We start from the raw sequence: 23,670 nt of genomic DNA, 5'->3' as shown, positions 1-23,670 counted from the left end.
TCCATCATGCAAAAAAACATCACGTCTTTAGGTTCGCTGAACTGGGATGACCTCAAGTTTTTCCTCGAAGTCGCCCGGACCCGCAAGGCCAGCACCGCGGCCAAACGCCTGGCCGTCGACTACACCACCGTGTCGCGGCGCATCAGTTCGCTGGAAGCCTCATTGGGGACGCTGCTGTTCGAGAAATCCCGGACCAGCGGTTTCGTCCTGACCGCCGAAGGCCAGCGACTGCTGGGTTACGCCGAGTCGATCGAAAGCACGTTGCACATGGCCTGCGAGCAGGTGTCCGGCTCTGGGGTGGCGTTGTCCGGGCATGTGCGCATGGGCTGTACCGAAGGGTTCGGCAGTTTTTTCATCACCCCTCAGCTTAGCCATTTCGTCGACGCCTACCCGGCCATTTCGGTGGACATCCTGCCGCTGCCGCACTTCATCAGCCTGTCCAAGCGTGAGGCGGACATCGTCATCGCCCTGGAGCGCCCGGAACACGGGCCGTACGTGTGCTGCAAGCTGACGGACTATCGCCTGCAGCTGTATGCGACCCAGGAATACCTCGACAAACACCCGGCGATCCGCCGCCCGGCCGACCTCGGCAAGCACTCATTCATCAGCTATGTCGACGACCTGGCGTTCAGTTCGGAGCTGCTGTACCTGGCCAACGTCTTGCCCGGCGCCAGTGCCAACCTGCGCAGCACCAGCGTGATCGCGCAATTCGTGGCAGCACAGCAGGGCCGGTCACTGGCGATCCTGCCGTGCTTCCTCGCCGCACAAGACCCACGCTTGCTGCCGGTGCTGCCGGAGGACATCAACATCACCCGGCAGTTCTGGATGTACTGCCGCGAGGACCTGAGGAAGCTCAAGCGGATCACCCTGTTGTGGGATTACATCCGTTCGGTCACTGAGCAGAATCAGCGGCTGTTGATGGGGGAAAGCCGGGAGATGCTGTTCGCCGATTAATCGCTGCCGAGCTCCAGCATCAGCCCGCTCAAGCGTTTGACCTTGCGCCGCACCGCTTCTTCAAAGACCCCGGCGCGCGGCTCGATCAAGGTGAACCAGTCCTTGGCCCGGGTAATCCCGGTGTAGATCAGTTCCTTGGTCAGCACCGGGTTCAGGGCATCGGGCAAAATCAACGCGGTGTGGGTAAATTCCGAGCCCTGGGATTTATGCACGGTCATGGCGTACACGGTCTCGACGTCGTTCAGGCGGCTGGGCAGGACAAAGCGCACGCCGCCCTGCCCGTCGTTGCGCGGGAACGCCACGCGAAGCACCTGCTTGCCGGCGTCCGGACCGTCCCGTTCGGGGAGTTTCAGCGCAATGCCGATGTCGCCATTCATCAAGCCCAGACCATAGTCGTTGCGGGTCATCAGCACGGGACGCCCCTCGTACCACTGCTGGTCGCTGTCGATCAGGCGGGCCTTGAGCAACGCGTCGGTCACTCGCCGGTTCAAGCCCTCGACACCCCACGGCCCTTTGCGGACAGCGCACAACAATTGGAAAGCGTCGAAGGCTTTCAGGACTTCCCGCGCCCAATCCATCCAGCACGCATCATCGAGCGGACGGTCGATTGCCGGCCGCTGGTTGCGTAACAGGCTCAGGTAATGCCGATAACCTTGTGGCCCTTCACCATGGCCATCGAGCAACAAACGCTCCAGCGCCCGGTCCTGTTCGTTCTTGAGGGACAGGGAAAACACATCGTCATGGCTTCGCGCCGCCAGCAATTTACGGGCTTCATCGGGCTGCTGTTGATTGACCCAACGGGCGAGCTGACCAATGCCGCTGCCCTCGCCAAACCGCCGCGAGTGACGCAGCATCACCACTTGCTGGGCCAGTGGATGAGCGCCCTGGGTGTCTTCCTGCAAGCCACTGGCCGCCAGGCTTTCGCCACTGACCGCTTCCAGCCACTGCCGTGTTTGCGGGTTGTACCAGCCGGCCTCGGCATCGCGACACAAATCGCCCAGCACGGCACCGGCCTCCACCGAGGCCAGTTGATCCTTGTCCCCCAGCAACACCAGGCGCGCATGGGGTGGCAGCGCATCAAGCAGGTTGGCCATCATTTCCAGGTCGATCATCGAGGCTTCGTCCACCACCAACACGTCCAGCGGCAAGCGATTGCCCGCGTGGTGACGGAAATGCCGCGTACCGGGACGGCTGCCGAGCAGACGGTGAACGGTGGTGACATCCGAAGGGATTTTCTGGCGTATGGCGTCGCTGACTTTGAGCGTTCTGACTTGCTGACTGATGGACTCGGTCAGGCGCGCCGCCGCTTTGCCGGTCGGGGCGGCGAGACGAATGCGCAGCGGTTTGCCCGCCTCTACCGCTGGCGCCTGAAGCAACGCCAGCAAGCGCACGACAGTGGTGGTCTTGCCGGTTCCCGGTCCGCCGGTGACGATGCTGAAGGCGCCTCGGGTAGCGAGGGCGCAGGCGAGTTTCTGCCAGTCGATCACCTCCCCCGGCTTGGCCGCACCGAACAATCCGGTAAGACGCTCGGGCAAGTCGCCCGGCGTTGCTTCATGTTCGGCCAGGCGTTGGCGCAACGCGTTGTCGATACGGCGCTCGTAAGCCCAGTAACGGCGCAGGTACAGGCGCTTGCCCGACAACACCAGTGGACGGCTGTGCACCGCCTCACGCCCGTCGGCCGCCAACGCGACCAGACTGCTGGAGGCCAGCACTTTGCACCAATGGGCGCCGTCCAACGCGACCAACAGCTGCGACGGCAACACCATCACGCCACTGTGCAGATCACCTTCCGGTGGTAGCGACAGGGCGAAGTCCGGCTCCTTCAATGTCTCGAACACGTCGAGGCAAACATGCCCGTGGCCCAACTGGTGACTGGTCAATGCCGCGGCCAGCAGCACCAAGGGGTCGTCATCCGGCGCCAGTTCATGAAGGAAGGTCACGAAGGCCTTGTCCAGCGCGCGCAACCAGCCACGCTCGACCCAGCGGGTGAGCAGCAACAGCAAGTCGTCAGCACGGCTCAGGGGGGCAAGCTCGGCGAGACTCTCGTCGGCCAATGAAGTGGGCAACAGGTCAGCGAAGGTGCGGCTCATAGCAATACTCCCTGTTCCCAGGCGGGTTCGGCCTTGGGTTCTGGCTTACCTTGAAACAGCCGGTCCATTCGTTCGATCAGCTCCTTTGGAGGGCGGGCGAAGTACACGCCCTGGCTGGATGCACGCGTGCCGCGCAAGAACAGGTACAACGCGCCGCCGACATGCCGGTCGTAGTCGTAATCGGCCAGCCGTGCCTTGAGCTGTCGATGCAAGGCCAGGAGGTACAACACGTATTGCAGGTCGTAGCGGTTGTCGAGGATCGACTGTTCCATGGCCTGTTCGGTGTAAGCCGCGTCGTCGACGCCGAGCCAGTTGGATTTGTAGTCAGCGACGTAATAACGACCGTCGTGCTCGAAGGTCAGGTCGATGAAACCCTTGAACATGCCATTGAGCAATACCGGTTCGGCCGCCACCCGCGCTACGCCCTTGTGCGTGTATTGGCACACCAGCGCATCGAGCTTGAGCACGTCGACCTTGTGGCTGGCGAACCAGAACTCCATTTCGACCTGGTAATGCGTCAGTTGCTCCAGGACCACCGGGACCTGCCCGGCCCCTGCCGGCAACGGCGACTTGAGCAGATGCTGCAGCCAATCGCTCAGTGTAGTGATCCAGCCTTCCCAGCCTCGGCGGTTGCATCGGCGGGCAATGGCATCTTCCACAGCGTTCGGCGTGGCCACAAAACCCTCGTCGCCGGCCCACTCGAGCAATCCATGAAGAAAGGTGCCCGGATTCGGACCGCGCGGGAATCGATGGAGATCGGCCCCCCCGGCGACCATCTCACGGGGCGCTTGCGGATCGAGGCGTTCGTCGTCGAAGAGCTTCTGCGCCTGCGGGCTCTCTGGTGCCTCATCACTGCCGACACTCAGGATGTCGCTGATTCGCAGGGCACTGTAAGAGGCAATCCACCAGTTTTCGCTGGCCTTGCGCTTCGGAATCAATGGCGCGAGCAATGCCGCTTCGTTCTGCGGCGGGTGGTAATGCTCGGCGGTGGCTTCAGGCATTTCGCCGTAAGCCAGCGCAGCGCAGCCCTGTTGCAGGTCCTCCAGCCAGCGCTTCAAACCCGCCGATTCAAGCAATGCCGCGCCACCGCCCAACAGATAACCCAGCGCCGAAAGGTGCAGTACCGAGCTGTTGTTATTGCCACGCTTGAGATCCGTGACACCCAGCCAGCAGGCATGCTGCGCCCGTGTCAGCGCGACATAGAGCAAGCGCAAATCTTCGGCCAGACGCTCGTCGTCGGCCAGGGCAATCAACTCGGCGGTCGGGCTCAAGGTCACCTGGGCCTTGCCCGTGGCGTCGTGGTAATGCAACGGCAGTCGGCTGCCATCCACCGGTTTCGCCGAACAAATGAACGGCAGGAACACCAAGGGATACTCCAGCCCCTTGGACTTGTGGATGGTCACGACCTTGACCAGCTGTTCATCGCTTTCCAGACGCAGGATCTGCTCTTCACCGGCCTGGCCGGACAACGCCAGGTGTTCGGACAAATGCCGGATCAGGGCCTGCTCGCCATCCAGTTCGGCAGCGGCCTGCTGCAGCAACTCGGAGAGGTGCAACAGGTTGGTCAACACTCGCTCGCCATCGCTACGTGCCATCAACGCCTGGGGCAACTGGAAGTCATGCAGCAAACGTCGCAACATCGGCAACACGCCCTGCTTGCGCCAAATCTCGCGATAACTGCGGAACTGCATCACCCGCGCTTCCCACGCCAGTTCGTCCTGGTTCAGTCGCTCCAGTTCCGTCAGTGACAGATCCAGCGTGATGCAGGCCAAGGCGGCGCGCAGCGGCCGCTCGACATCCGGTTCGGCACAAGCCTTGAGCCAGGTCAGCACGTCGTGTGCTTCCTGAGCGGCGAACACCGAGTCTTTGTCCGACAAGTAAACGCTGCGTACGCCCCGGGCCGAGAGTTCGGCACGCACAGCCTGCGCTTCCTTGCCATCGCGGACCAGGATCGCAATGTCCGCTGGCAACAGGCCTTTGAACCCCTGGCCTTCTCGGATAAACCCTGCACGACCGTGCTGGCCGCCATTGAGCAGCCCGGTGATCTCGCTGGCACAAGCGGCAGCCAGTTGTTGCCGGTACACCGCACCGGACAACGGCTGCTCAGTGGACAGGTGCCAGAGGTTCAGGGCGGGCACGACCTGACCATCGATGCACAGGACTTCTTTGCGGCCCTGGGATTCGACCGGCAGAAACGGCACCGGGTTGTCGCCATTCGCCTCCCGGAAGAGGAAGGCACCACGCCCGGATTCACGGGACTCCGCGCGCTCGAAGACATGGTTCACGGCAGCGACCATGCCATGACTGGAACGGAAATTGGTGCCCAGGGTATGCAGCCGGCCAGCAGTGGCCTGACGCGCGCGAAGGTAGGTATAGATGTCGGCGCCACGGAAGGCATAAATCGCCTGCTTCGGGTCGCCGATCAGGAACAGACCGCTTTGCGGGTTGTTGTCTTCGATGCGATAGATGCTCTCGAAGATCCGGTACTGCACCGGGTCGGTGTCCTGGAACTCATCGATCAGCGCTACCGGGAACTGCTCGCGGATCAGGGCGGCCAGGCGCTCGCCGCCATCGGATTGCAACGCCGCATCGAGACGCAGCAACATGTCATCAAAGCCCATTTCCGCCCGTCGACGTTTCTCTTCTTCGAAGCGCGCACCGACCCAATGGGCAGCGTGCTGCAGCACGGCGGCATCGGGCGTCGGCAATTGATCAAGCGCGGTCTTCAGGCCGGGCATTGCGTCCAGCCCAGGATGACTGGGCACGTCGCCCTTCTTCCAGGCTTCGGCCATACCGTCGGGTGTCAGGCGCGTGAAACCGGTACCGATATCCAGTTGCTCGAGGGATTCATCCTCGGCCCAGGCTTTGAGTTTCTCGAACCACGGCTCGAAGTAACGTGCCTGCATCTTGCGACCATCGACATTTTTGCTGGCGACCCCCTCGTGGCAGATGGCGAGCAACTCGTCCGCCCACTGACGCCAGGGCATCTTCAGTTCGAGCAAGGCCGCCCGTCGTTGCTGCAGACACTCGGTGATCAGTTCGACAGGCTCTTTACCTTCAACACTGTCACGCTCACTGGCGAACAGTCCGCGAACGCGCGGCAACAGTGCGGCCGGGCCACCCCAATTGTTGCGCACCCAGTTCAGGGCATCGCCTTGCATCGGGTAGCAAAACAGCCGCCAGTAATCGCGCAAGACCTCGCCGAGCAAATCGCTGTGGTCGGTTTCCAGGGTCTGGGTAAACAGGCTGCCACTGTCGAACGCGTGTTCGCGCAACATGCGCTGACACCAACTGTGGATGGTCGAGACGGCGGCTTCGTCCATCCACTGGGCGGCGATGTCCAGGCGGTTTGCGCAACCGGGCCACTGCTCGGGCGGGTACTCGTTACGCAACTCGGCGATCAGGGCGTCCGGGGCGGGCGTTTCATCGCGGAAAAAGCGGGCGGCTTCTGCAAGCCGTGTGCGAATCCGTTCGCGCAGCTCTTTGGTGGCGGCATCGGTGAAGGTCACAACGAGGATTTGCGGAGGCAACAGCTCGCGCCCGAAACCACTCGGTTCGCCGCCATGGCCAAGGACAAGACGCAGATACAGGGCAGAAATGGTAAACGTCTTGCCGGTCCCGGCACTGGCTTCGATCAGTTGACTGCCGCGCAGCGGGAATGCCAGGGCCAGAGGTGTCTTGCTGGTCATGAGCGTGCCTCCTCGCTGGACAATGAGCGCCAAGGCGCCTCAAGTAGCGGCCGATACAAGGCGTTGCACCAATCGACGAACGTTTCATCGGCGGTTAGCGCATCGTAATCGGCGAATTGACGGGCCAGTGCCACGCTTTCCCGGCGCTCCCCGTCCGTGGTCAATCCATCGCCTTCGTAGGCTTTGCGCGCAGCCATTGCGGCTTTGACCAGATCGGTCTGACCTAACCAGGCGAACGCCGTCTTGACCGCGATCGGCAGTGGCTGACGCATGCCCGATTGCCAGGCCAGCAACAGGTCACCCAGAATCCGTGATGCTGACTCCTGCTCCATCGGCTCAAGGATCAGGCTGTCGTCACTGGCCACCAATGCGGTGGTCATGGCCAGGCCGCTGGCGCAGGCGACCAGATGATCGACCCAGGGTCGCGTCAGGCGATGCCATTTGCGCGATTTGATCGAACCGATGCTGTTGGGGATGGTTGTGATCGAGAGCAAACCGCCATCGGCGCGTTGGTGCAGCCCGCTGAGCCAGCCCTCGACGCGCAGATCATGCAACGCCAGGTTCACCGGCAGGGCACTGGTCAGCGGCGTTGGCCATAACGCCAGGAGCTGGTCGTAGCGTTGCAGCAGGTCCGGTAACGGCTCAATCAGTTCCCGCTGAAGGCATTCGCCGAATCCTGCCATTGGCAGCAGTCCACTGTTTTGCAGGCGTCGTGCCTGCAATGCCAACGCTTGATCAACGTCTTCCGGGGCTGCCAGAGCCGCTTCGAGCAAACTGTCGCTGAGGCTATAGCGTTGCAGTGCGTCGAGCACAAAGGGCTCCTCATCGGCCAGGGGCACTTCGGCGGCCTCGAAGAACACTTTCAAGCGCTGACTGAAGAAATGGCGCACAGGGTTACGCAGGAAATCCTGCAATTGGCCGAGACCCAGGGGCTCTTCTTGAACGTGGGCATCCAGCACTTCGATGTCCATCGCGTGCTCGGTCGCGTGATGAAGCGCCTGCCATTCCGTGGCGTAGCTGAACAGTGCGTCGCCTTCATGGAAGTAACGAGCACTGAAGGGCTGCAAGGGGTGCTCCTGAGTGATGGCCTCAAGCAGGTCCTCTTCGGCGTCGGTCAATCGCCAGCCGCTGGCCAGGTGGTCACGGAGCTGGCCGATCAGTACCGATGCCGGGCGCTCGCTGTTATCGCGAATACTACGACCGACCCAACTGATGTAGAGCTGGTCACGGGCCGACAAGAGCGCCTCCAACAGCAAGTAACGGTCATCTTCGCGTCGCGATCGATCACCGGGGCGGTAGTCACTGCCCATGAGGTCGAAGTCCAGGGGCGGTTGTGCTCGCGGGTAGTCACCGTCATTCATGCCAAGCAGGCAGACCAGTTTGAACGGGATCGCTCGCATGGGCATCAAGGTGCAGAAGTTAACCGCACCGGCCAGAAAACGCTGAGACAAGCGCCCCTGATCGAGCCCGGCCAGCCAGGCTTCGCGGACGACGGTCAGTGGCAGTTCGTCTTGCAAACCGACCGACTCACAATTCTCGAGCCAGGTTTCACGCAACGCTTCGAGTTCGCTCAGCAGGTAGTCGTCATGCTCGTTACTGGCCTGGAAGAACAACGACACCAAGGCCTGCAAGCGCGAACTCCATTGCCGGGGCGATGCCGGTTGCGTGAGTTCGTGATGGGCAATCTCCAGCGCATCGAGCAACGCGACCAATGGGCCGATGAGCGCGGCATCCAGTCCACCGATCTCGTCATAGGGTTCAATGCCTTCACAAGCACTGCCACTGCCCACGGCATAACCCAGCAACATCCGGCGCAGGCCAAAACGCCAACTGTTTTGCTCCAGCGCCTGCGGCAGACCCAATCCTGCCCGCTGCTCGGCATTCATGCCCCAGCGAATGCCCGCGCCTTCAATCCAGCGATGAAGGGTCGGCAGGTCGCGCTCCTCTACACCGAAACGAGCGCGCAGTGCCGGGACATCCAACAGATCGAGAATTTCGCTGACAGGGAAACGGCTGTCCGGCAGTTTGAGCAGATGTTCGACGGCGATCAGTAATGGATCACGGCCACGCTGCCCCTGGTCCGCCAGGGTGAAGGGAATGAATCGCGGATCCTGGCGCTCAAGCTGGCCGAACACCGCCCGAATATGGGGTGCGTAACTGTCGATATCCGGGACCATGACAATCACATCCCGTGGTCGCAGGTCTGCATCGGCGCTGAAGCGTGCGAGCAGTTGATCGTGAAGGATTTCGACTTCGCGCTGGGCACTGTGAGCGATGTGAAAACGGATCGACTGGTCTGCCTTCTGATCCACTGCCGGCCAACGGTCGCGGGTTTCGTTCAAGGGACGCAACTCAAGGATGTCGTCCTGCAACTGGTTGAGCATGTTCAGTGGCTGGCTGTCGCTGAACAGGTCGATGCGACCGTCGCGAAACGCAGAGCGATAGCTATTTGGATCGTCGTAGCTGTCGAGCAGGTTGATGTAATCCCGCCCCTGCTTGCCCCATGCGGCCAACAACGGATGGGCATGCTGATGAAGGGTTTGCGGGTCGAGCACAACCGGCATACCGCTCTTGCGAGCCTGTCGCTTGTATTGATGTCGCAACAGGTCCTTATCGGCGACGATGTCCGCCCAATGGTGGCGACACGGGTTATGCACGCACAACAGAACCTGACTGAATCGAGCCAGCCCGGCCAAGGCTTCCAGGGCTTGTGCGGGTAGCGACGAAATGCCGAAAACAATGACACGGGAAGGCAGCCCGACAGGGGCAATATCGAGACTGTTGATCCGCTCGATGAACCGCTGGTGTACGCCGGCGCGGCTTTGCGCCATGCCCTCTTCACCGACATCCAGCAACAGAGCGCGCCACAATTCCGCCTGCCAGCAATTGGCCGGCGTCAGCGGCTTGGCTTCCCCTCTGCCGTTGCGTAATTGATGCCGACCTTCTGCCCAGTCTTCGAGCCAGTCGGCCCGGTACACTTGATATTGGTCGAACAAATCCGCCAACCGCTCAGCCAATTGATAGCGTTTGCGCAAATCGCTGTCATGGGTCAGGAAGCGTTGCAGGGGCTCGAAATGCGGTTGATTGATCAGTTGCGGGAGCAGACGCATGAGACGCCAGGTCAAGGGAGCCTTATCAAGCAGGGATTTGACCGGAATTTCGTCACGACCAAGAACCATGCGATACAGCTGCCACATGAAGCTGCCGGGTAACTGTACATCGATGGCCGCAGCGATCCCGCAACCACCCATATCGTCTTCTTCAGAGTCTTCAGCCAGTGCCAACTTGAGCCATTGTGCAATGCCATTGCTCTGCACCAGGGCGATTTCATTTTCCAAGGGGGCCAGCGGGTAACGCCGCATCCAGCTCACCACCAGGCTACGTAACTCGTCCAGGCGATTACCGTGAACCACCATAAAACCAGCACTGAGGGATGTTGCGTCCGGCATAAAGGCTTCCTTGGAAAGCGCAAATCGAGGGACGACTTTAGCATTGAAGGCGACTTGCTTCATTGCAGGAGCGAGCTCGCTCGCGGAGAACTGCAGGGCTGCGGGTGGCCTCAGATAGTTAACGTCATCGTTGACGACCATCGCGAGCAAGCTCGCCCTTGCAGCCGCGCAAAAAACAAAACCCCTACCTGCATACGCAGATAGGGGTTTCGGAATTTAATCTTGACGATGACCTACTCTCACATGGGGAAACCCCACACTACCATCGGCGATGCATCGTTTCACTTCTGAGTTCGGGATGGGATCAGGTGGTTCCAATGCTCTATGGTCGTCAAGAAATTCGGGTACCGAACCGTCTTTCGACGCTTCAGCAAATTGGGTATGCGATAGTTTGTGTGTTGTGCGAACTTTCGGTTCATTGCGTCTTCACACACCGCAATCTGGCTTTTAAGCGCAAATTGCTTGGGTGTTATATGGTCAAGCCTCACGGGCAATTAGTATTGGTTAGCTCAACGCCTCACAGCGCTTACACACCCAACCTATCAACGTCGTAGTCTTCGACGGCCCTTCAGGGGACTCAAGGTCCCAGTGAGATCTCATCTTGAGGCTAGTTTCCCGCTTAGATGCTTTCAGCGGTTATCTATTCCGAACATAGCTACCCGGCAATGCCACTGGCGTGACAACCGGAACACCAGAGGTTCGTCCACTCCGGTCCTCTCGTACTAGGAGCAGCCCCTCTCAAATCTCAAACGTCCACGGCAGATAGGGACCGAACTGTCTCACGACGTTCTAAACCCAGCTCGCGTACCACTTTAAATGGCGAACAGCCATACCCTTGGGACCGGCTTCAGCCCCAGGATGTGATGAGCCGACATCGAGGTGCCAAACACCGCCGTCGATATGAACTCTTGGGCGGTATCAGCCTGTTATCCCCGGAGTACCTTTTATCCGTTGAGCGATGGCCCTTCCATACAGAACCACCGGATCACTAAGACCTACTTTCGTACCTGCTCGACGTGTCTGTCTCGCAGTCAAGCGCGCTTTTGCCTTTATACTCTACGACCGATTTCCGACCGGTCTGAGCGCACCTTCGTACTCCTCCGTTACTCTTTAGGAGGAGACCGCCCCAGTCAAACTACCCACCATACACTGTCCTCGATCCGGATAACGGACCTGAGTTAGAACCTCAAAGTTGCCAGGGTGGTATTTCAAGGATGGCTCCACGCGAACTGGCGTCCACGCTTCAAAGCCTCCCACCTATCCTACACAAGCAAATTCAAAGTCCAGTGCAAAGCTATAGTAAAGGTTCACGGGGTCTTTCCGTCTAGCCGCGGATACACTGCATCTTCACAGCGATTTCAATTTCACTGAGTCTCGGGTGGAGACAGCGCCGCCATCGTTACGCCATTCGTGCAGGTCGGAACTTACCCGACAAGGAATTTCGCTACCTTAGGACCGTTATAGTTACGGCCGCCGTTTACCGGGGCTTCGATCAAGAGCTTCGCGTTAGCTAACCCCATCAATTAACCTTCCGGCACCGGGCAGGCGTCACACCCTATACGTCCACTTTCGTGTTTGCAGAGTGCTGTGTTTTTAATAAACAGTCGCAGCGGCCTGGTATCTTCGACCGGCGTGGGCTTACGCAGCAAGTGCTTCACCCTCACCGGCGCACCTTCTCCCGAAGTTACGGTGCCATTTTGCCTAGTTCCTTCACCCGAGTTCTCTCAAGCGCCTTGGTATTCTCTACCCAACCACCTGTGTCGGTTTGGGGTACGGTTCCTGGTTACCTGAAGCTTAGAAGCTTTTCTTGGAAGCATGGCATCAACCACTTCGTGTTCTAAAAGAACACTCGTCATCAGCTCTCGGCCTTAGAATCCCGGATTTACCTAAGATTCCAGCCTACCACCTTAAACTTGGACAACCAACGCCAAGCTGGCCTAGCCTTCTCCGTCCCTCCATCGCAATAACCAGAAGTACAGGAATATTAACCTGTTTTCCATCGACTACGCTTTTCAGCCTCGCCTTAGGGACCGACTAACCCTGCGTCGATTAACGTTGCGCAGGAAACCTTGGTCTTTCGGCGTGGGTGTTTTTCACACCCATTGTCGTTACTCATGTCAGCATTCGCACTTCTGATACCTCCAGCAAGCTTCTCAACTCACCTTCACAGGCTTACAGAACGCTCCTCTACCGCATCACCTAAGTGATACCCGTAGCTTCGGTGTATGGTTTGAGCCCCGTTACATCTTCCGCGCAGGCCGACTCGACTAGTGAGCTATTACGCTTTCTTTAAAGGGTGGCTGCTTCTAAGCCAACCTCCTAGCTGTCTAAGCCTTCCCACATCGTTTCCCACTTAACCATAACTTTGGGACCTTAGCTGACGGTCTGGGTTGTTTCCCTTTTCACGACGGACGTTAGCACCCGCCGTGTGTCTCCCATGCTCGGCACTTGTAGGTATTCGGAGTTTGCATCGGTTTGGTAAGTCGGGATGACCCCTAGCCGAAACAGTGCTCTACCCCCTACAGTGATACATGAGGCGCTACCTAAATAGCTTTCGAGGAGAACCAGCTATCTCCGAGCTTGATTAGCCTTTCACTCCGATCCACAGGTCATCCGCTAACTTTTCAACGGTAGTCGGTTCGGTCCTCCAGTCAGTGTTACCTAACCTTCAACCTGCCCATGGATAGATCGCCCGGTTTCGGGTCTATTCCCAGCGACTAGACGCCCTATTAAGACTCGCTTTCGCTACGCCTCCCTATTCGGTTAAGCTCGCCACTGAAAATAAGTCGCTGACCCATTATACAAAAGGTACGCAGTCACAGAACAAAGTCTGCTCCCACTGCTTGTACGCATACGGTTTCAGGATCTATTTCACTCCCCTCTCCGGGGTTCTTTTCGCCTTTCCCTCACGGTACTAGTTCACTATCGGTCAGTCAGTAGTATTTAGCCTTGGAGGATGGTCCCCCATATTCAGACAAAGTTTCTCGTGCTCCGTCCTACTCGATTTCATGACTAAGAGACTTTCGCGTACAGGGCTATCACCCACTATGGCCGCACTTTCCAGAGCGTTCCGCTAATCTCAAAGCCACTTAAGGGCTAGTCCCCGTTCGCTCGCCACTACTAAGGGAATCTCGGTTGATTTCTTTTCCTCAGGGTACTTAGATGTTTCAGTTCCCCTGGTTCGCCTCTTAAGCCTATGTATTCAGCTTAAGATAACCATCTTATGATGGCTGGGTTCTCCCATTCAGACATCTCCGGATCAAAGTCTGTTTGCCGACTCCCCGAAGCTTTTCGCAGGCTACCACGTCTTTCATCGCCTCTGACTGCCAAGGCATCCACCGTATGCGCTTCTTCACTTGACCATATAACCCCAAGCAATCTGGTTATACTGTGAAGACGACATTCGCCGAAAATTCGCATTGCTCAAAGAGCAACTCACAAATTTTACCTTAGCCTGATCCGTTACCAGTGAAAGTAACGTTCAGTCTATCTTTCTATCACATACCCAAATTTTTAAAGAACGATCTAGTCAAAGACTAGAAATCAACATTCACCATCGGCTCGATGGAATGCTCATTTCTAAGCTTTCAAACTTCAGAAGCAGTAGTGGTGGAGCCAAGCGGGATCGAACCGCTGACCTCCTGCGTGCAAGGCAGGCGCTCTCCCAGCTGAGCTATGGCCCCGTATTTCTACAGGCGTTTCCCACACAAAATTGGTGGGTCTGGGCAGATTCGAACTGCCGACCTCACCCTTATCAGGGTGCGCTCTAACCAACTGAGCTACAGACCCAATTTCGGGCTGCTTCTATCGTCTTCTTCAATGAATCAAGCAATTCGTGTGGGAACTTATGGAGCAGCTGAGTCGTCGATTAAGGAGGTGATCCAGCCGCAGGTTCCCCTACGGCTACCTTGTTACGACTTCACCCCAGTCATGAATCACACCGTGGTAACCGTCCTCCCGAAGGTTAGACTAGCTACTTCTGGTGCAACCCACTCCCATGGTGTGACGGGCGGTGTGTACAAGGCCCGGGAACGTATTCACCGCGACATTCTGATTCGCGATTACTAGCGATTCCGACTTCACGCAGTCGAGTTGCAGACTGCGATCCGGACTACGATCGGTTTTATGGGATTAGCTCCACCTCGCGGCTTGGCAACCCTCTGTACCGACCATTGTAGCACGTGTGTAGCCCAGGCCGTAAGGGCCATGATGACTTGACGTCATCCCCACCTTCCTCCGGTTTGTCACCGGCAGTCTCCTTAGAGTGCCCACCATGACGTGCTGGTAACTAAGGACAAGGGTTGCGCTCGTTACGGGACTTAACCCAACATCTCACGACACGAGCTGACGACAGCCATGCAGCACCTGCCTCAATGTTCCCGAAGGCACCAATCCATCTCTGGAAAGTTCATTGGATGTCAAGGCCTGGTAAGGTTCTTCGCGTTGCTTCGAATTAAACCACATGCTCCACCGCTTGTGCGGGCCCCCGTCAATTCATTTGAGTTTTAACCTTGCGGCCGTACTCCCCAGGCGGTCAACTTAATGCGTTAGCTGCGCCACTAAGAGCTCAAGGCTCCCAACGGCTAGTTGACATCGTTTACGGCGTGGACTACCAGGGTATCTAATCCTGTTTGCTCCCCACGCTTTCGCACCTCAGTGTCAGTATCAGTCCAGGTGGTCGCCTTCGCCACTGGTGTTCCTTCCTATATCTACGCATTTCACCGCTACACAGGAAATTCCACCACCCTCTACCATACTCTAGCTTGTCAGTTTTGAATGCAGTTCCCAGGTTGAGCCCGGGGCTTTCACATCCAACTTAACAAACCACCTACGCGCCTTTACGCCCAGTAATTCCGATTAACGCTTGCACCCTCTGTATTACCGCGGCTGCTGGCACAGAGTTAGCCGGTGCTTATTCTGTCGGTAACGTCAAAATTGCAGAGTATTAATCTACAACCCTTCCTCCCAACTTAAAGTGCTTTACAATCCGAAGACCTTCTTCACACACGCGGCATGGCTGGATCAGGCTTTCGCCCATTGTCCAATATTCCCCACTGCTGCCTCCCGTAGGAGTCTGGACCGTGTCTCAGTTCCAGTGTGACTGATCATCCTCTCAGACCAGTTACGGATCGTCGCCTTGGTGAGCCATTACCTCACCAACTAGCTAATCCGACCTAGGCTCATCTGATAGCGCAAGGCCCGAAGGTCCCCTGCTTTCTCCCGTAGGACGTATGCGGTATTAGCGTTCCTTTCGAAACGTTGTCCCCCACTACCAGGCAGATTCCTAGGCATTACTCACCCGTCCGCCGCTGAATCAGAGAGCAAGCTCTCTTCATCCGCTCGACTTGCATGTGTTAGGCCTGCCGCCAGCGTTCAATCTGAGCCATGATCAAACTCTTCAGTTCAAACATCTTTGGGTTTTGAGAAAACCCTAAACTTGGCTCAGCAATCGTTGGTTACATCTTTGATTTCTCGCGGAGTAACTTGTGATGCTGATAATCTGTTGACTAGCAGTCTGACTCCACAAGCACCCACACGAATTGCTTGATTCAGTTGTTAAAGAGCGGTTGGTTAAGAGCTTTGTCTCAACCGAGGCGCGCATTCTACAGCAGCCTCATTTGCTGTCAAGTGATTATTTTCAGAAGTTTTCAAGGAATCCTTAACAACTTCAACCACTTGCGCTTTCGATCTCTCGTCAGCGGGAGGCGAATTCTACAGCGTTACTCGCTGCTGTCAACACCTCTTTTTCAACTTCCTTTCGGCTTCGATGACCTGAAGCAACCCGCTGCCGAAAACTTCATAACTCATTGTTTATCAAGGAGTTTTCCGTTTCGACTGCGCCGGAAGTGGGGCGAATTATAGGCTTCTAAAATTCGCCGTCAACACCTATTTTCATAAATTCGTCATATAGGTCAAAAAAGCCCTGAAAACAAAAAGGCCGACCCAATGGGTCGGCCCTCTATCCCCTTCTACTTACAAGCTCGGGAATGCGAACTGCGACGCTTCGTGGCTTGCACGCTGCGGCCAACGCTGAGTGATGGCCTTGCGACGGGTGTAGAAGCGCACACCATCCGGACCGTAAGCATGCAGGTCGCCAAACAGCGAACGCTTCCAGCCACCAAAGCTGTGATAAGCCACTGGCACCGGCAACGGCACGTTGACGCCGACCATGCCCACTTCGATCTCATCGCAGAACAACCGCGCCGCTTCCCCATCACGGGTGAAGATGCAGGTGCCGTTGCCATACTCGTGATCGTTGATCAGTTGCATGGCCTCTTCCAGGCTGTTCACTCGAACCACGCACAGCACCGGCCCGAAGATCTCTTCTTTATAGATGCGCATCTCCGGGGTGACGTTATCGAACAGGCAGCCACCCAGGAAGAAGCCTTCCTCGTGACCGGCCACGCTCAGGCCACGACCATCGACCACCAGCTTCGCGCCGGCTGCAACGCCGTCTTCGACATAACCGCTGACCTTGTCGCGCGCCTGACCAGTGACCAGAGGCCCCATGTCCAGGCCGCAAGTGGTGCCGGCACCGATTTTCAACGCCTTGATTTGCGGTACCAGTTTGGCCACCAGCGCATCCGCCACCTGGTCGCCAACGCAAACGGCCACCGAAATCGCCATGCAACGCTCGCCGCAGGAACCATAAGCTGCGCCCATCAGTGCGCTGACGGCATTGTCCAGATCCGCATCGGGCATCAGCACCGCGTGGTTCTTCGCCCCGCCCAGCGCCTGAACGCGTTTGCCGCGCTTGGTGCCTTCGGCATAGATGTATTCGGCAATCGGCGTCGAACCCACGAAGCTCAGCGCTTTGACTTCCGGCGCTTCGATCAGCGCGTCCACCGCCGTCTTGTCGCCGTGCACCACGCTCAGCACGCCTTTTGGCAGGCCGGCTTCCAGCAGCAATTGTGCGATCAGCAGCGTCGAGCTCGGATCACGCTCGGAAGGCTTGAGGATAAAGCAGTTGCCGCACACGATCGCCAGTGGATACATCCACAGCGGCACCATGGCCGGGAAGTTGAACGGGGTGATACCGGCCACTACGCCCAGCGGCTGGAAGTCAGACCAGGCATCAATGTTCGGCCCGACATTACGGCTGTACTCGCCTTTGAGGATTTCCGGCGCCGCGCAAGCGAACTCGACGTTCTCGATGCCACGCTTGAGTTCACCGGCCGCATCTTCCAGGGTCTTGCCGTGTTCTTCGCTGATCAATTGAGCGATGCGGGCTTCGTTCTGCTCCAGCAGTTGCTTGAAGCGGAACATCACCTGGGCACGCTTGGCTGCAGGCGTGTTGCGCCAGGCCGGGAATGCAGACTTGGCGGCGTCGATGGCGCTCTGGATGGTTTCGCGGGTCGCCAATGGCAACTTGTGAATAGCCTGGCCCGTGGACGGGTTGAACACATCAACCGCGCGACCGTTCTCGGTCACCAGTTCGCCATTGATCAAATGCGGAATAACGCTCATGGAAGCTCCTGAAAAGTTGTCCACAGGCGCCCATCGAGAGGCACCTGCCAATTACCTATATATGTAGGAGCAAGCTTGCTCGCGAAAAACGAGAGAGCGCCGCGTTCATCCAGGCGACCCTCCTCATCGTTTACGTCCATCGCGAGCCAGCTCGCTCCTACAAGTTTTTTTCAAAATCAGTCGATTTTGCTCAGCACTTCACCCACCGCATCGAACAGACGATCAAGGTCTTGCGGCTTGCTGTTGAAGGTTGGGCCGAACTGCAGGGTGTCGCCGCCGAAGCGCACGTAGAACCCGGCTTTCCACAACGCGATGCCCGCTTCGAACGGACGCACGATGGCGTCGCCGTCACGCGGAGCGATCTGGATCGCACCGGCCAGGCCGAAGTTGCGGATATCGATAATGTTTTTGGTGCCCTTCAGCCCGTGCAACGCATTTTCAAAATGCGGTGCGACTTCAGCCACGCTCTGCACCAGGTTTTCCTTCTGCAACAGGTCGAGTGCTGCCAGGCCCGCGGCGCACGCCACCGGGTGTGCGGAATAGGTATAGCCGTGCGGGAATTCCACCGCGTATTCAGGGGTCGGCTGATTCATGAAGGTCTGGTAGATCTCGGAGCTGGCAATCACCGCGCCCATCGGGATCGCACCGTTGGTGACTTGCTTGGCGATGCACATCAGGTCCGGGGTCACGCCAAAGGTGTCGGCACCGAACATGTTGCCGGTACGGCCGAAACCGGTGATCACTTCGTCGAACACCAACAGGATGCTGTGCTGATCGCAGATTTCGCGCAGACGCTTGAGGTAACCCTGTGGCGGAACCAGCACGCCAGCGGAGCCGGCCATTGGCTCGACGAATACGGCGGCGATGTTCGACGCGTCATGCAGTTCGATCAGCTTCAGCAGTTCGTCTGCCAGGGCGATACCACCCTGCTCCGGCATGCCACGGGAGAACGCATTGCTCGCCAACAATGTGTGCGGCAAGTGATCGACGTCCATCATCGCCTGGCCGAACAGTTTGCGGTTGCCGTTCACGCCGCCGAGGCTGGTGCCGGCGATGTTCACACCGTGATAGCCACGGGCACGGCCAATCATCTTGGTCTTGGTCGACTGGCCTTTCAGGCGCCAGTAAGCACGCACCATCTTCACGGCGGTATCGGCGCATTCGGAACCCGAGTCGGTGAAGAACACGTGGTTCAGGTTACCCGGTGTCAGATCCGTAATTTTTTCCGCCAGCTGGAACGACAGCGGATGGCCGTACTGGAAGCCCGGCGAGTAGTCGAGGGTGCCCAGTTGCTTGGCGACGGCTTCCTGGATTTCCTTGCGGGTGTGCCCGGAGCCACAGGTCCACAGACCGGACAGCGAGTCATAGACTTTGCGGCCCTTGTCATCGATCAGCCAGCTGCCCTCAGCGCCGACGATCAGACGCGGATCGCGCTGGAAGCTACGGTTAGCGGTGTACGGCATCCAGTGAGCATCGAGCTTGAGCTGGCTGGCCAGAGAAGTCGGGGCGTTTTCGGGCAAGTTCATGAGCGAAACCTCGCAAGGCAATAAGCGGCGTAGGGATTGAAAACCGTTGTTGCAGCTAAGTTGCCACGGCGATAAAGTCGGTGAAATGCAACTTTTGTAACCTTCAGTCTGCCATTCACTAAACATTCGAGTAGCCCGCATGAGCATTCGCCGTCCCGATCCACTGGCTCAAGTCAGCGACTTCGATATCCGCCTGTTGCGGATTTTTCGCAGCGTGGTCGAATGCGGCGGCTTTTCCGCGGCTGAGAGCGTGCTCGGCATCGGGCGCTCGGCCATTAGCCAGCAGATGAGCGACCTGGAACAGCGCCTGGGCCTTCGCCTGTGCCAACGCGGTCGCGCCGGTTTTTCCCTGACCGAGGAAGGGCGCGAGGTCTACCAATCGGCATTGCAGCTATTGAGTGCACTGGAAAGTTTCCGTACCGAGGTCAATGGCCTGCACCAGCACTTGCGCGGTGAATTGACCATCGGCTTGACCGACAACCTGGTCACTCTGCCCCACATGCGTATCACCCACGCCCTCGCGCAACTGAAAGAGCGCGGCCCGGACGTGCAAATCCAGATCCGCATGATCGCGCCCAACGAAGTGGAACAAGGTGTACTCGACGGTCGCCTGCATGTCGGCGTGGTGCCGCAGGCGAGTGCGTTGTCCGGGCTGGAATATCAGCCGCTCTACAGCGAACGCTCGTTGCTCTACTGCGCGGTCGGCCATCCGCTGTTCTATGTCGATGACAAGCAATTGGATGACGAACGCCTCAACAGTCAGGACGCCATTGCCCCGACCTTTCGTTTGCCGGCAGAAATCCAGGCCCATTATCAGGCGCTCAACTGCACCGCCAGTGCCTCCGACCGCGAAGGCATGGCGTTCCTGATCCTGACCGGGCGCTACATCGGTTACTTGCCGGATCACTACGCCAGCCTCTGGGTGCAACAAGGCCGATTGCGTGCCCTGAAACCCAGCGCGCGGTTTTATGACCTGAGTCTCGCCTCGGTTACGCGCAAGGGGCGCCGCCCTCATCTGGTGCTGGAAAGCTTCCTCGAAAGCCTGGCCGCCACGCGCTGAACAAACGCAAATCCTGCGACGGGGCTTGTCTGGAGCCCATGGGTGCGCTATCAACGCATTGGTTGCACCCACCTACCTGTTCGGAAGTGCCTATGACCTTTGAAGTCCCAGCCCACGGTGGCAAACCCACCAGCCGCATTCGTCAGAAGAACGAAGAGACCATCATCAAAGCCGCCGAAGACGAGTTCGCCCGTCACGGGTTCAAAGGCACCAGCATGAACACCATCGCCCTGAAAGCCGGGTTGCCGAAGGCCAATCTGCATTACTACTTCACCAACAAACTCGGTTTGTACGTGGCGGTGCTGAGCAACATCCTGCAATTGTGGGACAGCACCTTCAACACCTTGACCGCCGAGGACGATCCGGCTGAAGCACTGACCCGTTACATCCGCGCCAAAATGGAATTTTCCCGGCGCCAACCGCAGGCCTCACGCATCTTCGCCATGGAAGTCATCAGCGGTGGGGAATGCCTGACCGAGTATTTCAACCAGGACTATCGCACCTGGTTCCAGGGCCGGGCCGCCGTGTTTCAAGCCTGGATCGACGCAGGCAAAATGGACCCGGTCGATCCGGTGCACTTGATCTTCCTGCTGTGGGGCAGCACCCAGCATTACGCTGACTTCGCCACCCAGATTTGCCGGGTCAGCGGGCGCAGCAAGTTGACCAGGCAGGACATGGAAGACGCCGGCAACAACCTGATCCGAATCATCCTCAAGGGCTGCGGCCTGACTCCGACTATTTAAGACACCTATGCCTTTTACCCTCAGTGGTTTTTGCGAACATCGCGAAGAGATTCGCAAAAGCCGCTTCATTACCTTCGCCGCACCGATCACCAGCCCCGCTGAAGCCCAGGCGTTCATCGAGCAACACAGCGACTTGAATGCCACGCACAACTGTTGGGCATGGAAAATCGGTGATCAATACCGCAGCACCGACGACGGCGAACCGGGCGGCACGGCTGGCCGCCCGATTCTGGCCGCAATCGAAGCGCAGGATTGTGACCAGGTCGTGGTGCTGGTGATTCGTTGGTACGGCGGCATTCAACTGGGCACCGGCGGACTCGCCCGGGCGTATGGCGGCGGTGCGAACAAATGTCTGCAAGCGGCACCGAAGATCGAGTTGATCAGCCGGGTGCCATTAAGTTGCGCCTGTGCCTTTGGTGAGTTGGCCCTGGTGAAGCTGCGGGTCGCGGAACTTGGTGGCCTGGTGGTGGAAGAAAGCTTCACTGCCAATGGCGTGGAACTGCAGTTGGCGGTCGGTGCCGGGCAGATTGATACCCTGCAATCGCAGCTTGCCGATTTGAGTCGCGGGCGCATTTTGTTGCAGCGTTGAGCCTGCAATCTTTTGGGGCACGCCGCTTTTCCTCTTATTCCATACTTGCCCACATCTGCTGTGCACCCGGCTGTGGATAACCTGAGCACATACCGCTGTAACCCTTCTATCATGCGGCTTTGCGGGCTTTGCTCATTTTTCGTCCAATTTGTGATCCAAAACGCTAAATCCACGTAAAAACAAATAGTTAGCGTGGTTTAGTACCTTTAGAAGATAGCCGCCCTGCGCTTATGCCCTCCCATTGAGCTTGCACACAAATACTGTGGAGCAATCTGTGGATAACCCGTTCATGGCTGTCGCGGCCCCATACCGGACATGGCTTACGCTCAACTGCTCAAATTTTGATCAAATACCGACGAGCGAAACCGGAGCCTGATCAATGGCTTTGCCCTTAAGTGGTGCCGAATAAAAGGGGATGCCGAGCGAAGCGGCGGGCTCAACGCCTTCACTCATACCGGTTTGAATATTTCCTGACCCAATGGCCAGAAAATTGCTTTATCCACAGGCACAAGTCCAATCGCATCGAGCCTGTCATGCCCAACCCCGCGCCAGATTCCCTTCAAACGCCTCGTCTGCAACTGCGCAGAATCAGCAAACGCTATCCCGGCTGCCTGGCCAACGATGACATCGACCTGAGCATCGCGCCGGGAGAAATCCACGCCCTGCTCGGCGAAAACGGCGCGGGCAAAAGTACGCTGATGAAAATCATCTACGGCGTCGTCCACGCCGACGCGGGGGAACTGATCTGGCAGGGGCAGCGCGTGAACATGCGCAATCCGGCCCAGGCCCGCAGTCTCGGGATCGGCATGGTGTTCCAGCATTTCTCGCTGTTCGAAACCCTCAGCGTGGCGCAGAACATCGCGCTGGCCATGGGCAAGGCGGCCGGCACTCCAAAGCAACTCGAACCGAAGATTCGTGAAGTCTCACAGCGTTATGGCATGGCGCTGGAACCGGAGCGACTTGTCCACAGCCTGTCCATCGGCGAACGGCAACGGGTGGAAATCATTCGCTGCCTGATGCAGGACATCCGCTTGCTGATCCTCGACGAACCCACCTCTGTATTGACCCCACAGGAGGCCGACGACCTGTTCGTCACCCTGCGCCGACTCGCCGCCGAAGGCTGCAGCATTCTGTTCATCAGCCACAAACTCGGCGAAGTCCGCGCCCTGTGTCACAGCGCGACCGTATTGCGTGGCGGGCGGGTGGCCGGGCATTGCGTGCCGGCCGAATGCTCAGACCCGCAATTGGCGCGGTTGATGGTCGGCGAGGCCGCCGAGCTGATCGCCGATTATCCAAAGGTGCGCGGCGCTGAGGCCTTTTTGAAGGTGAAGGACTTGTCCTGGCACAACCCGGACCCGTTTGGCTGTTCACTGAAGAACATCAACCTTGAAGTGCGCAGCGGCGAAATCGTCGGCATCGCCGGGGTGGCCGGCAATGGCCAGGACGAATTGCTGGCCCTGCTCAGCGGTGAACAACAGCTGAGCCGAGACGACGGCACAACGATCCGTTTCGGCAATGAAGCTGTCGCTCATTTGCGCCCCGACGCTCGACGCCAGCGCGGCCTGGCGTTCGTCCCCGCCGAGCGCCTTGGCCACGGTGCCGTGCCAGAGCTGAGTCTGGCGGATAACGCCCTGCTCACGGCATTTCAACAAGGGCTGGTCAGCAACGGCCTGGTGCAGCGCGGCAAAGTCGAAGCGCTGGCCGAAGAAATTATCCGTCGCTTCGGGGTCAAGACACCGGACAGCCATGCCTCGGCCCGCAGCCTGTCTGGCGGTAACTTGCAGAAATTCATCCTCGGACGGGAAATCCTGCAGCAACCGAAACTATTGGTGGCCGCGCACCCGACCTGGGGCGTGGATGTCGGTGCCGCTGCCACCATTCACCGGGCGTTGATTGCCTTGCGCGATGCCGGGGCGGCGATCCTGGTGATCTCTGAAGACCTCGACGAGTTGTTCCAGATCAGCGACCGCCTCGCCGCCCTGTGCGGCGGACGACTGTCGCCACTGCGCGCGACGGTCGACACCCGCCTGATTGATGTCGGCGGCTGGATGGCCGGCCGCTTCGACGCCCCTCAATCCCCTGCATCCGCAACGCTTTAACGGA

10 protein-coding genes, 2 tRNA genes and 3 rRNA genes are annotated in these 23,670 nt (G+C 58.4%); 5 read left to right on the top strand and 10 right to left on the bottom strand.

The window, feature by feature from the left end; all coding sequences use genetic code 11:
* The first annotated feature begins 6 nt into the window (after nucleotides 1-6).
* Complete coding sequence (locus ACGJAX_RS09500) at nucleotides 7-954, top strand: LysR family transcriptional regulator (RefSeq protein ID WP_090315712.1); 948 nt, start codon at nucleotides 7-9, stop codon at nucleotides 952-954.
* Here the strand turns inward: ACGJAX_RS09500 and recD are convergent.
* From recD to ACGJAX_RS09450, 10 genes are all read right to left on the bottom strand, one after another.
* A complete protein-coding gene (gene recD / locus ACGJAX_RS09495; RefSeq protein ID WP_390958567.1) occupies nucleotides 951-3,044 on the bottom strand; it encodes an exodeoxyribonuclease V subunit alpha in 2,094 nt (697 codons plus the stop codon). The genes ACGJAX_RS09500 and recD overlap by 4 nt on opposite strands.
* The gene (gene recB, locus ACGJAX_RS09490; protein ID WP_390958565.1) at nucleotides 3,041-6,733 is read right to left on the bottom strand and encodes an exodeoxyribonuclease V subunit beta; all 3,693 of its coding nucleotides are present in this window, start codon (nucleotides 6,731-6,733) and stop codon (nucleotides 3,041-3,043) included. Before recB ends, recD begins: the two co-directional genes overlap by 4 nt.
* A complete protein-coding gene (gene recC, locus ACGJAX_RS09485) occupies nucleotides 6,730-10,182 on the bottom strand; it encodes an exodeoxyribonuclease V subunit gamma (protein ID WP_390958563.1) in 3,453 nt (1,150 codons plus the stop codon). Before recC ends, recB begins: the two co-directional genes overlap by 4 nt.
* A gap of 220 nt (nucleotides 10,183-10,402) precedes the next feature.
* Nucleotides 10,403-10,518: ribosomal RNA gene (rrf, locus tag ACGJAX_RS09480) — 5S ribosomal RNA — on the bottom strand.
* 137 nt (nucleotides 10,519-10,655) lie between these two features.
* Nucleotides 10,656-13,544 (bottom strand): 23S ribosomal RNA (locus tag ACGJAX_RS09475).
* 245 nt (nucleotides 13,545-13,789) lie between these two features.
* Nucleotides 13,790-13,865: transfer RNA gene (locus tag ACGJAX_RS09470), tRNA-Ala, on the bottom strand.
* A gap of 30 nt (nucleotides 13,866-13,895) precedes the next feature.
* Nucleotides 13,896-13,971, bottom strand: a tRNA-OTHER gene (locus ACGJAX_RS09465).
* Nucleotides 13,972-14,051: 80 nt separating this feature from the next.
* Nucleotides 14,052-15,587: ribosomal RNA gene (locus tag ACGJAX_RS09460) — 16S ribosomal RNA — on the bottom strand.
* Together the 16S, 23S and 5S rRNA genes with 2 tRNA genes alongside form the textbook arrangement of a ribosomal RNA operon.
* A 568-nt stretch (nucleotides 15,588-16,155) precedes the next feature.
* Nucleotides 16,156-17,649: a CoA-acylating methylmalonate-semialdehyde dehydrogenase gene (locus ACGJAX_RS09455; protein ID WP_390958561.1), complete on the bottom strand. Its 1,494-nt coding sequence runs from the start codon at nucleotides 17,647-17,649 to the stop codon at nucleotides 16,156-16,158.
* Between the two features lie 176 nt (nucleotides 17,650-17,825).
* Nucleotides 17,826-19,175, bottom strand: coding sequence for an aminotransferase class III-fold pyridoxal phosphate-dependent enzyme (locus tag ACGJAX_RS09450; RefSeq protein WP_390958559.1), 1,350 nt, complete (start codon nucleotides 19,173-19,175; stop codon nucleotides 17,826-17,828).
* Nucleotides 19,176-19,314: 139 nt separating this feature from the next.
* On the opposite strand from ACGJAX_RS09450, the gene ACGJAX_RS09445 reads away from it, so the two are divergent.
* The 4 genes from ACGJAX_RS09445 (at nucleotide 19,315) to ACGJAX_RS09430 (ending at nucleotide 23,666) form a co-directional block, all read left to right on the top strand.
* Complete coding sequence (locus ACGJAX_RS09445) at nucleotides 19,315-20,235, top strand: LysR family transcriptional regulator (protein WP_090328816.1); 921 nt, start codon at nucleotides 19,315-19,317, stop codon at nucleotides 20,233-20,235.
* 92 nt (nucleotides 20,236-20,327) lie between these two features.
* Nucleotides 20,328-20,978, top strand: a complete 651-nt coding sequence (locus ACGJAX_RS09440) for a TetR/AcrR family transcriptional regulator (RefSeq protein ID WP_248916864.1) — start codon at nucleotides 20,328-20,330, stop codon at nucleotides 20,976-20,978.
* 7 nt (nucleotides 20,979-20,985) lie between these two features.
* Entirely contained in the window at nucleotides 20,986-21,567 is a 582-nt protein-coding gene (locus ACGJAX_RS09435; protein WP_248916865.1) for a YigZ family protein, read from the top strand.
* A 533-nt stretch (nucleotides 21,568-22,100) separates the two neighbouring features.
* Nucleotides 22,101-23,666 (top strand): ATP-binding cassette domain-containing protein, encoded by a 1,566-nt coding sequence (locus tag ACGJAX_RS09430; RefSeq protein WP_390958556.1) that lies wholly within the window; start codon nucleotides 22,101-22,103, stop codon nucleotides 23,664-23,666.
* Nucleotides 23,667-23,670: the final 4 nt, after the last annotated feature.

This window comes from Pseudomonas moorei (assembly GCF_042846945.1).
Taxonomy (GTDB): Bacteria; Pseudomonadota; Gammaproteobacteria; order Pseudomonadales; family Pseudomonadaceae; genus Aquipseudomonas; species Aquipseudomonas moorei.
The sequence above is the reverse complement of the archived record's forward strand: the minus strand, read 5'-3'. Positions and strand labels throughout refer to the sequence as shown.

Bases quoted from the DNA above. Each gene is read 5' to 3' on its own strand.
- ACGJAX_RS09435 (WP_248916865.1), top strand. From the start codon at position 20,986: ATGCCTTTTACCCTCAGTGGTTTTTGCGAACATCGCGAAGAGATTCGC.
- ACGJAX_RS09430 (WP_390958556.1), top strand. From the start codon at position 22,101: ATGCCCAACCCCGCGCCAGATTCCCTTCAAACGCCTCGTCTGCAACTG.
- ACGJAX_RS09440 (WP_248916864.1), top strand. From the start codon at position 20,328: ATGACCTTTGAAGTCCCAGCCCACGGTGGCAAACCCACCAGCCGCATT.
- ACGJAX_RS09450 (WP_390958559.1), bottom strand. From the start codon at position 19,175: ATGAACTTGCCCGAAAACGCCCCGACTTCTCTGGCCAGCCAGCTCAAG.
- ACGJAX_RS09500 (WP_090315712.1), top strand. From the start codon at position 7: ATGCAAAAAAACATCACGTCTTTAGGTTCGCTGAACTGGGATGACCTC.
- recC (WP_390958563.1), bottom strand. From the start codon at position 10,182: ATGCCGGACGCAACATCCCTCAGTGCTGGTTTTATGGTGGTTCACGGT.
- ACGJAX_RS09455 (WP_390958561.1), bottom strand. From the start codon at position 17,649: ATGAGCGTTATTCCGCATTTGATCAATGGCGAACTGGTGACCGAGAAC.
- recD (WP_390958567.1), bottom strand. From the start codon at position 3,044: ATGAGCCGCACCTTCGCTGACCTGTTGCCCACTTCATTGGCCGACGAG.
- ACGJAX_RS09445 (WP_090328816.1), top strand. From the start codon at position 19,315: ATGAGCATTCGCCGTCCCGATCCACTGGCTCAAGTCAGCGACTTCGAT.
- recB (WP_390958565.1), bottom strand. From the start codon at position 6,733: ATGACCAGCAAGACACCTCTGGCCCTGGCATTCCCGCTGCGCGGCAGT.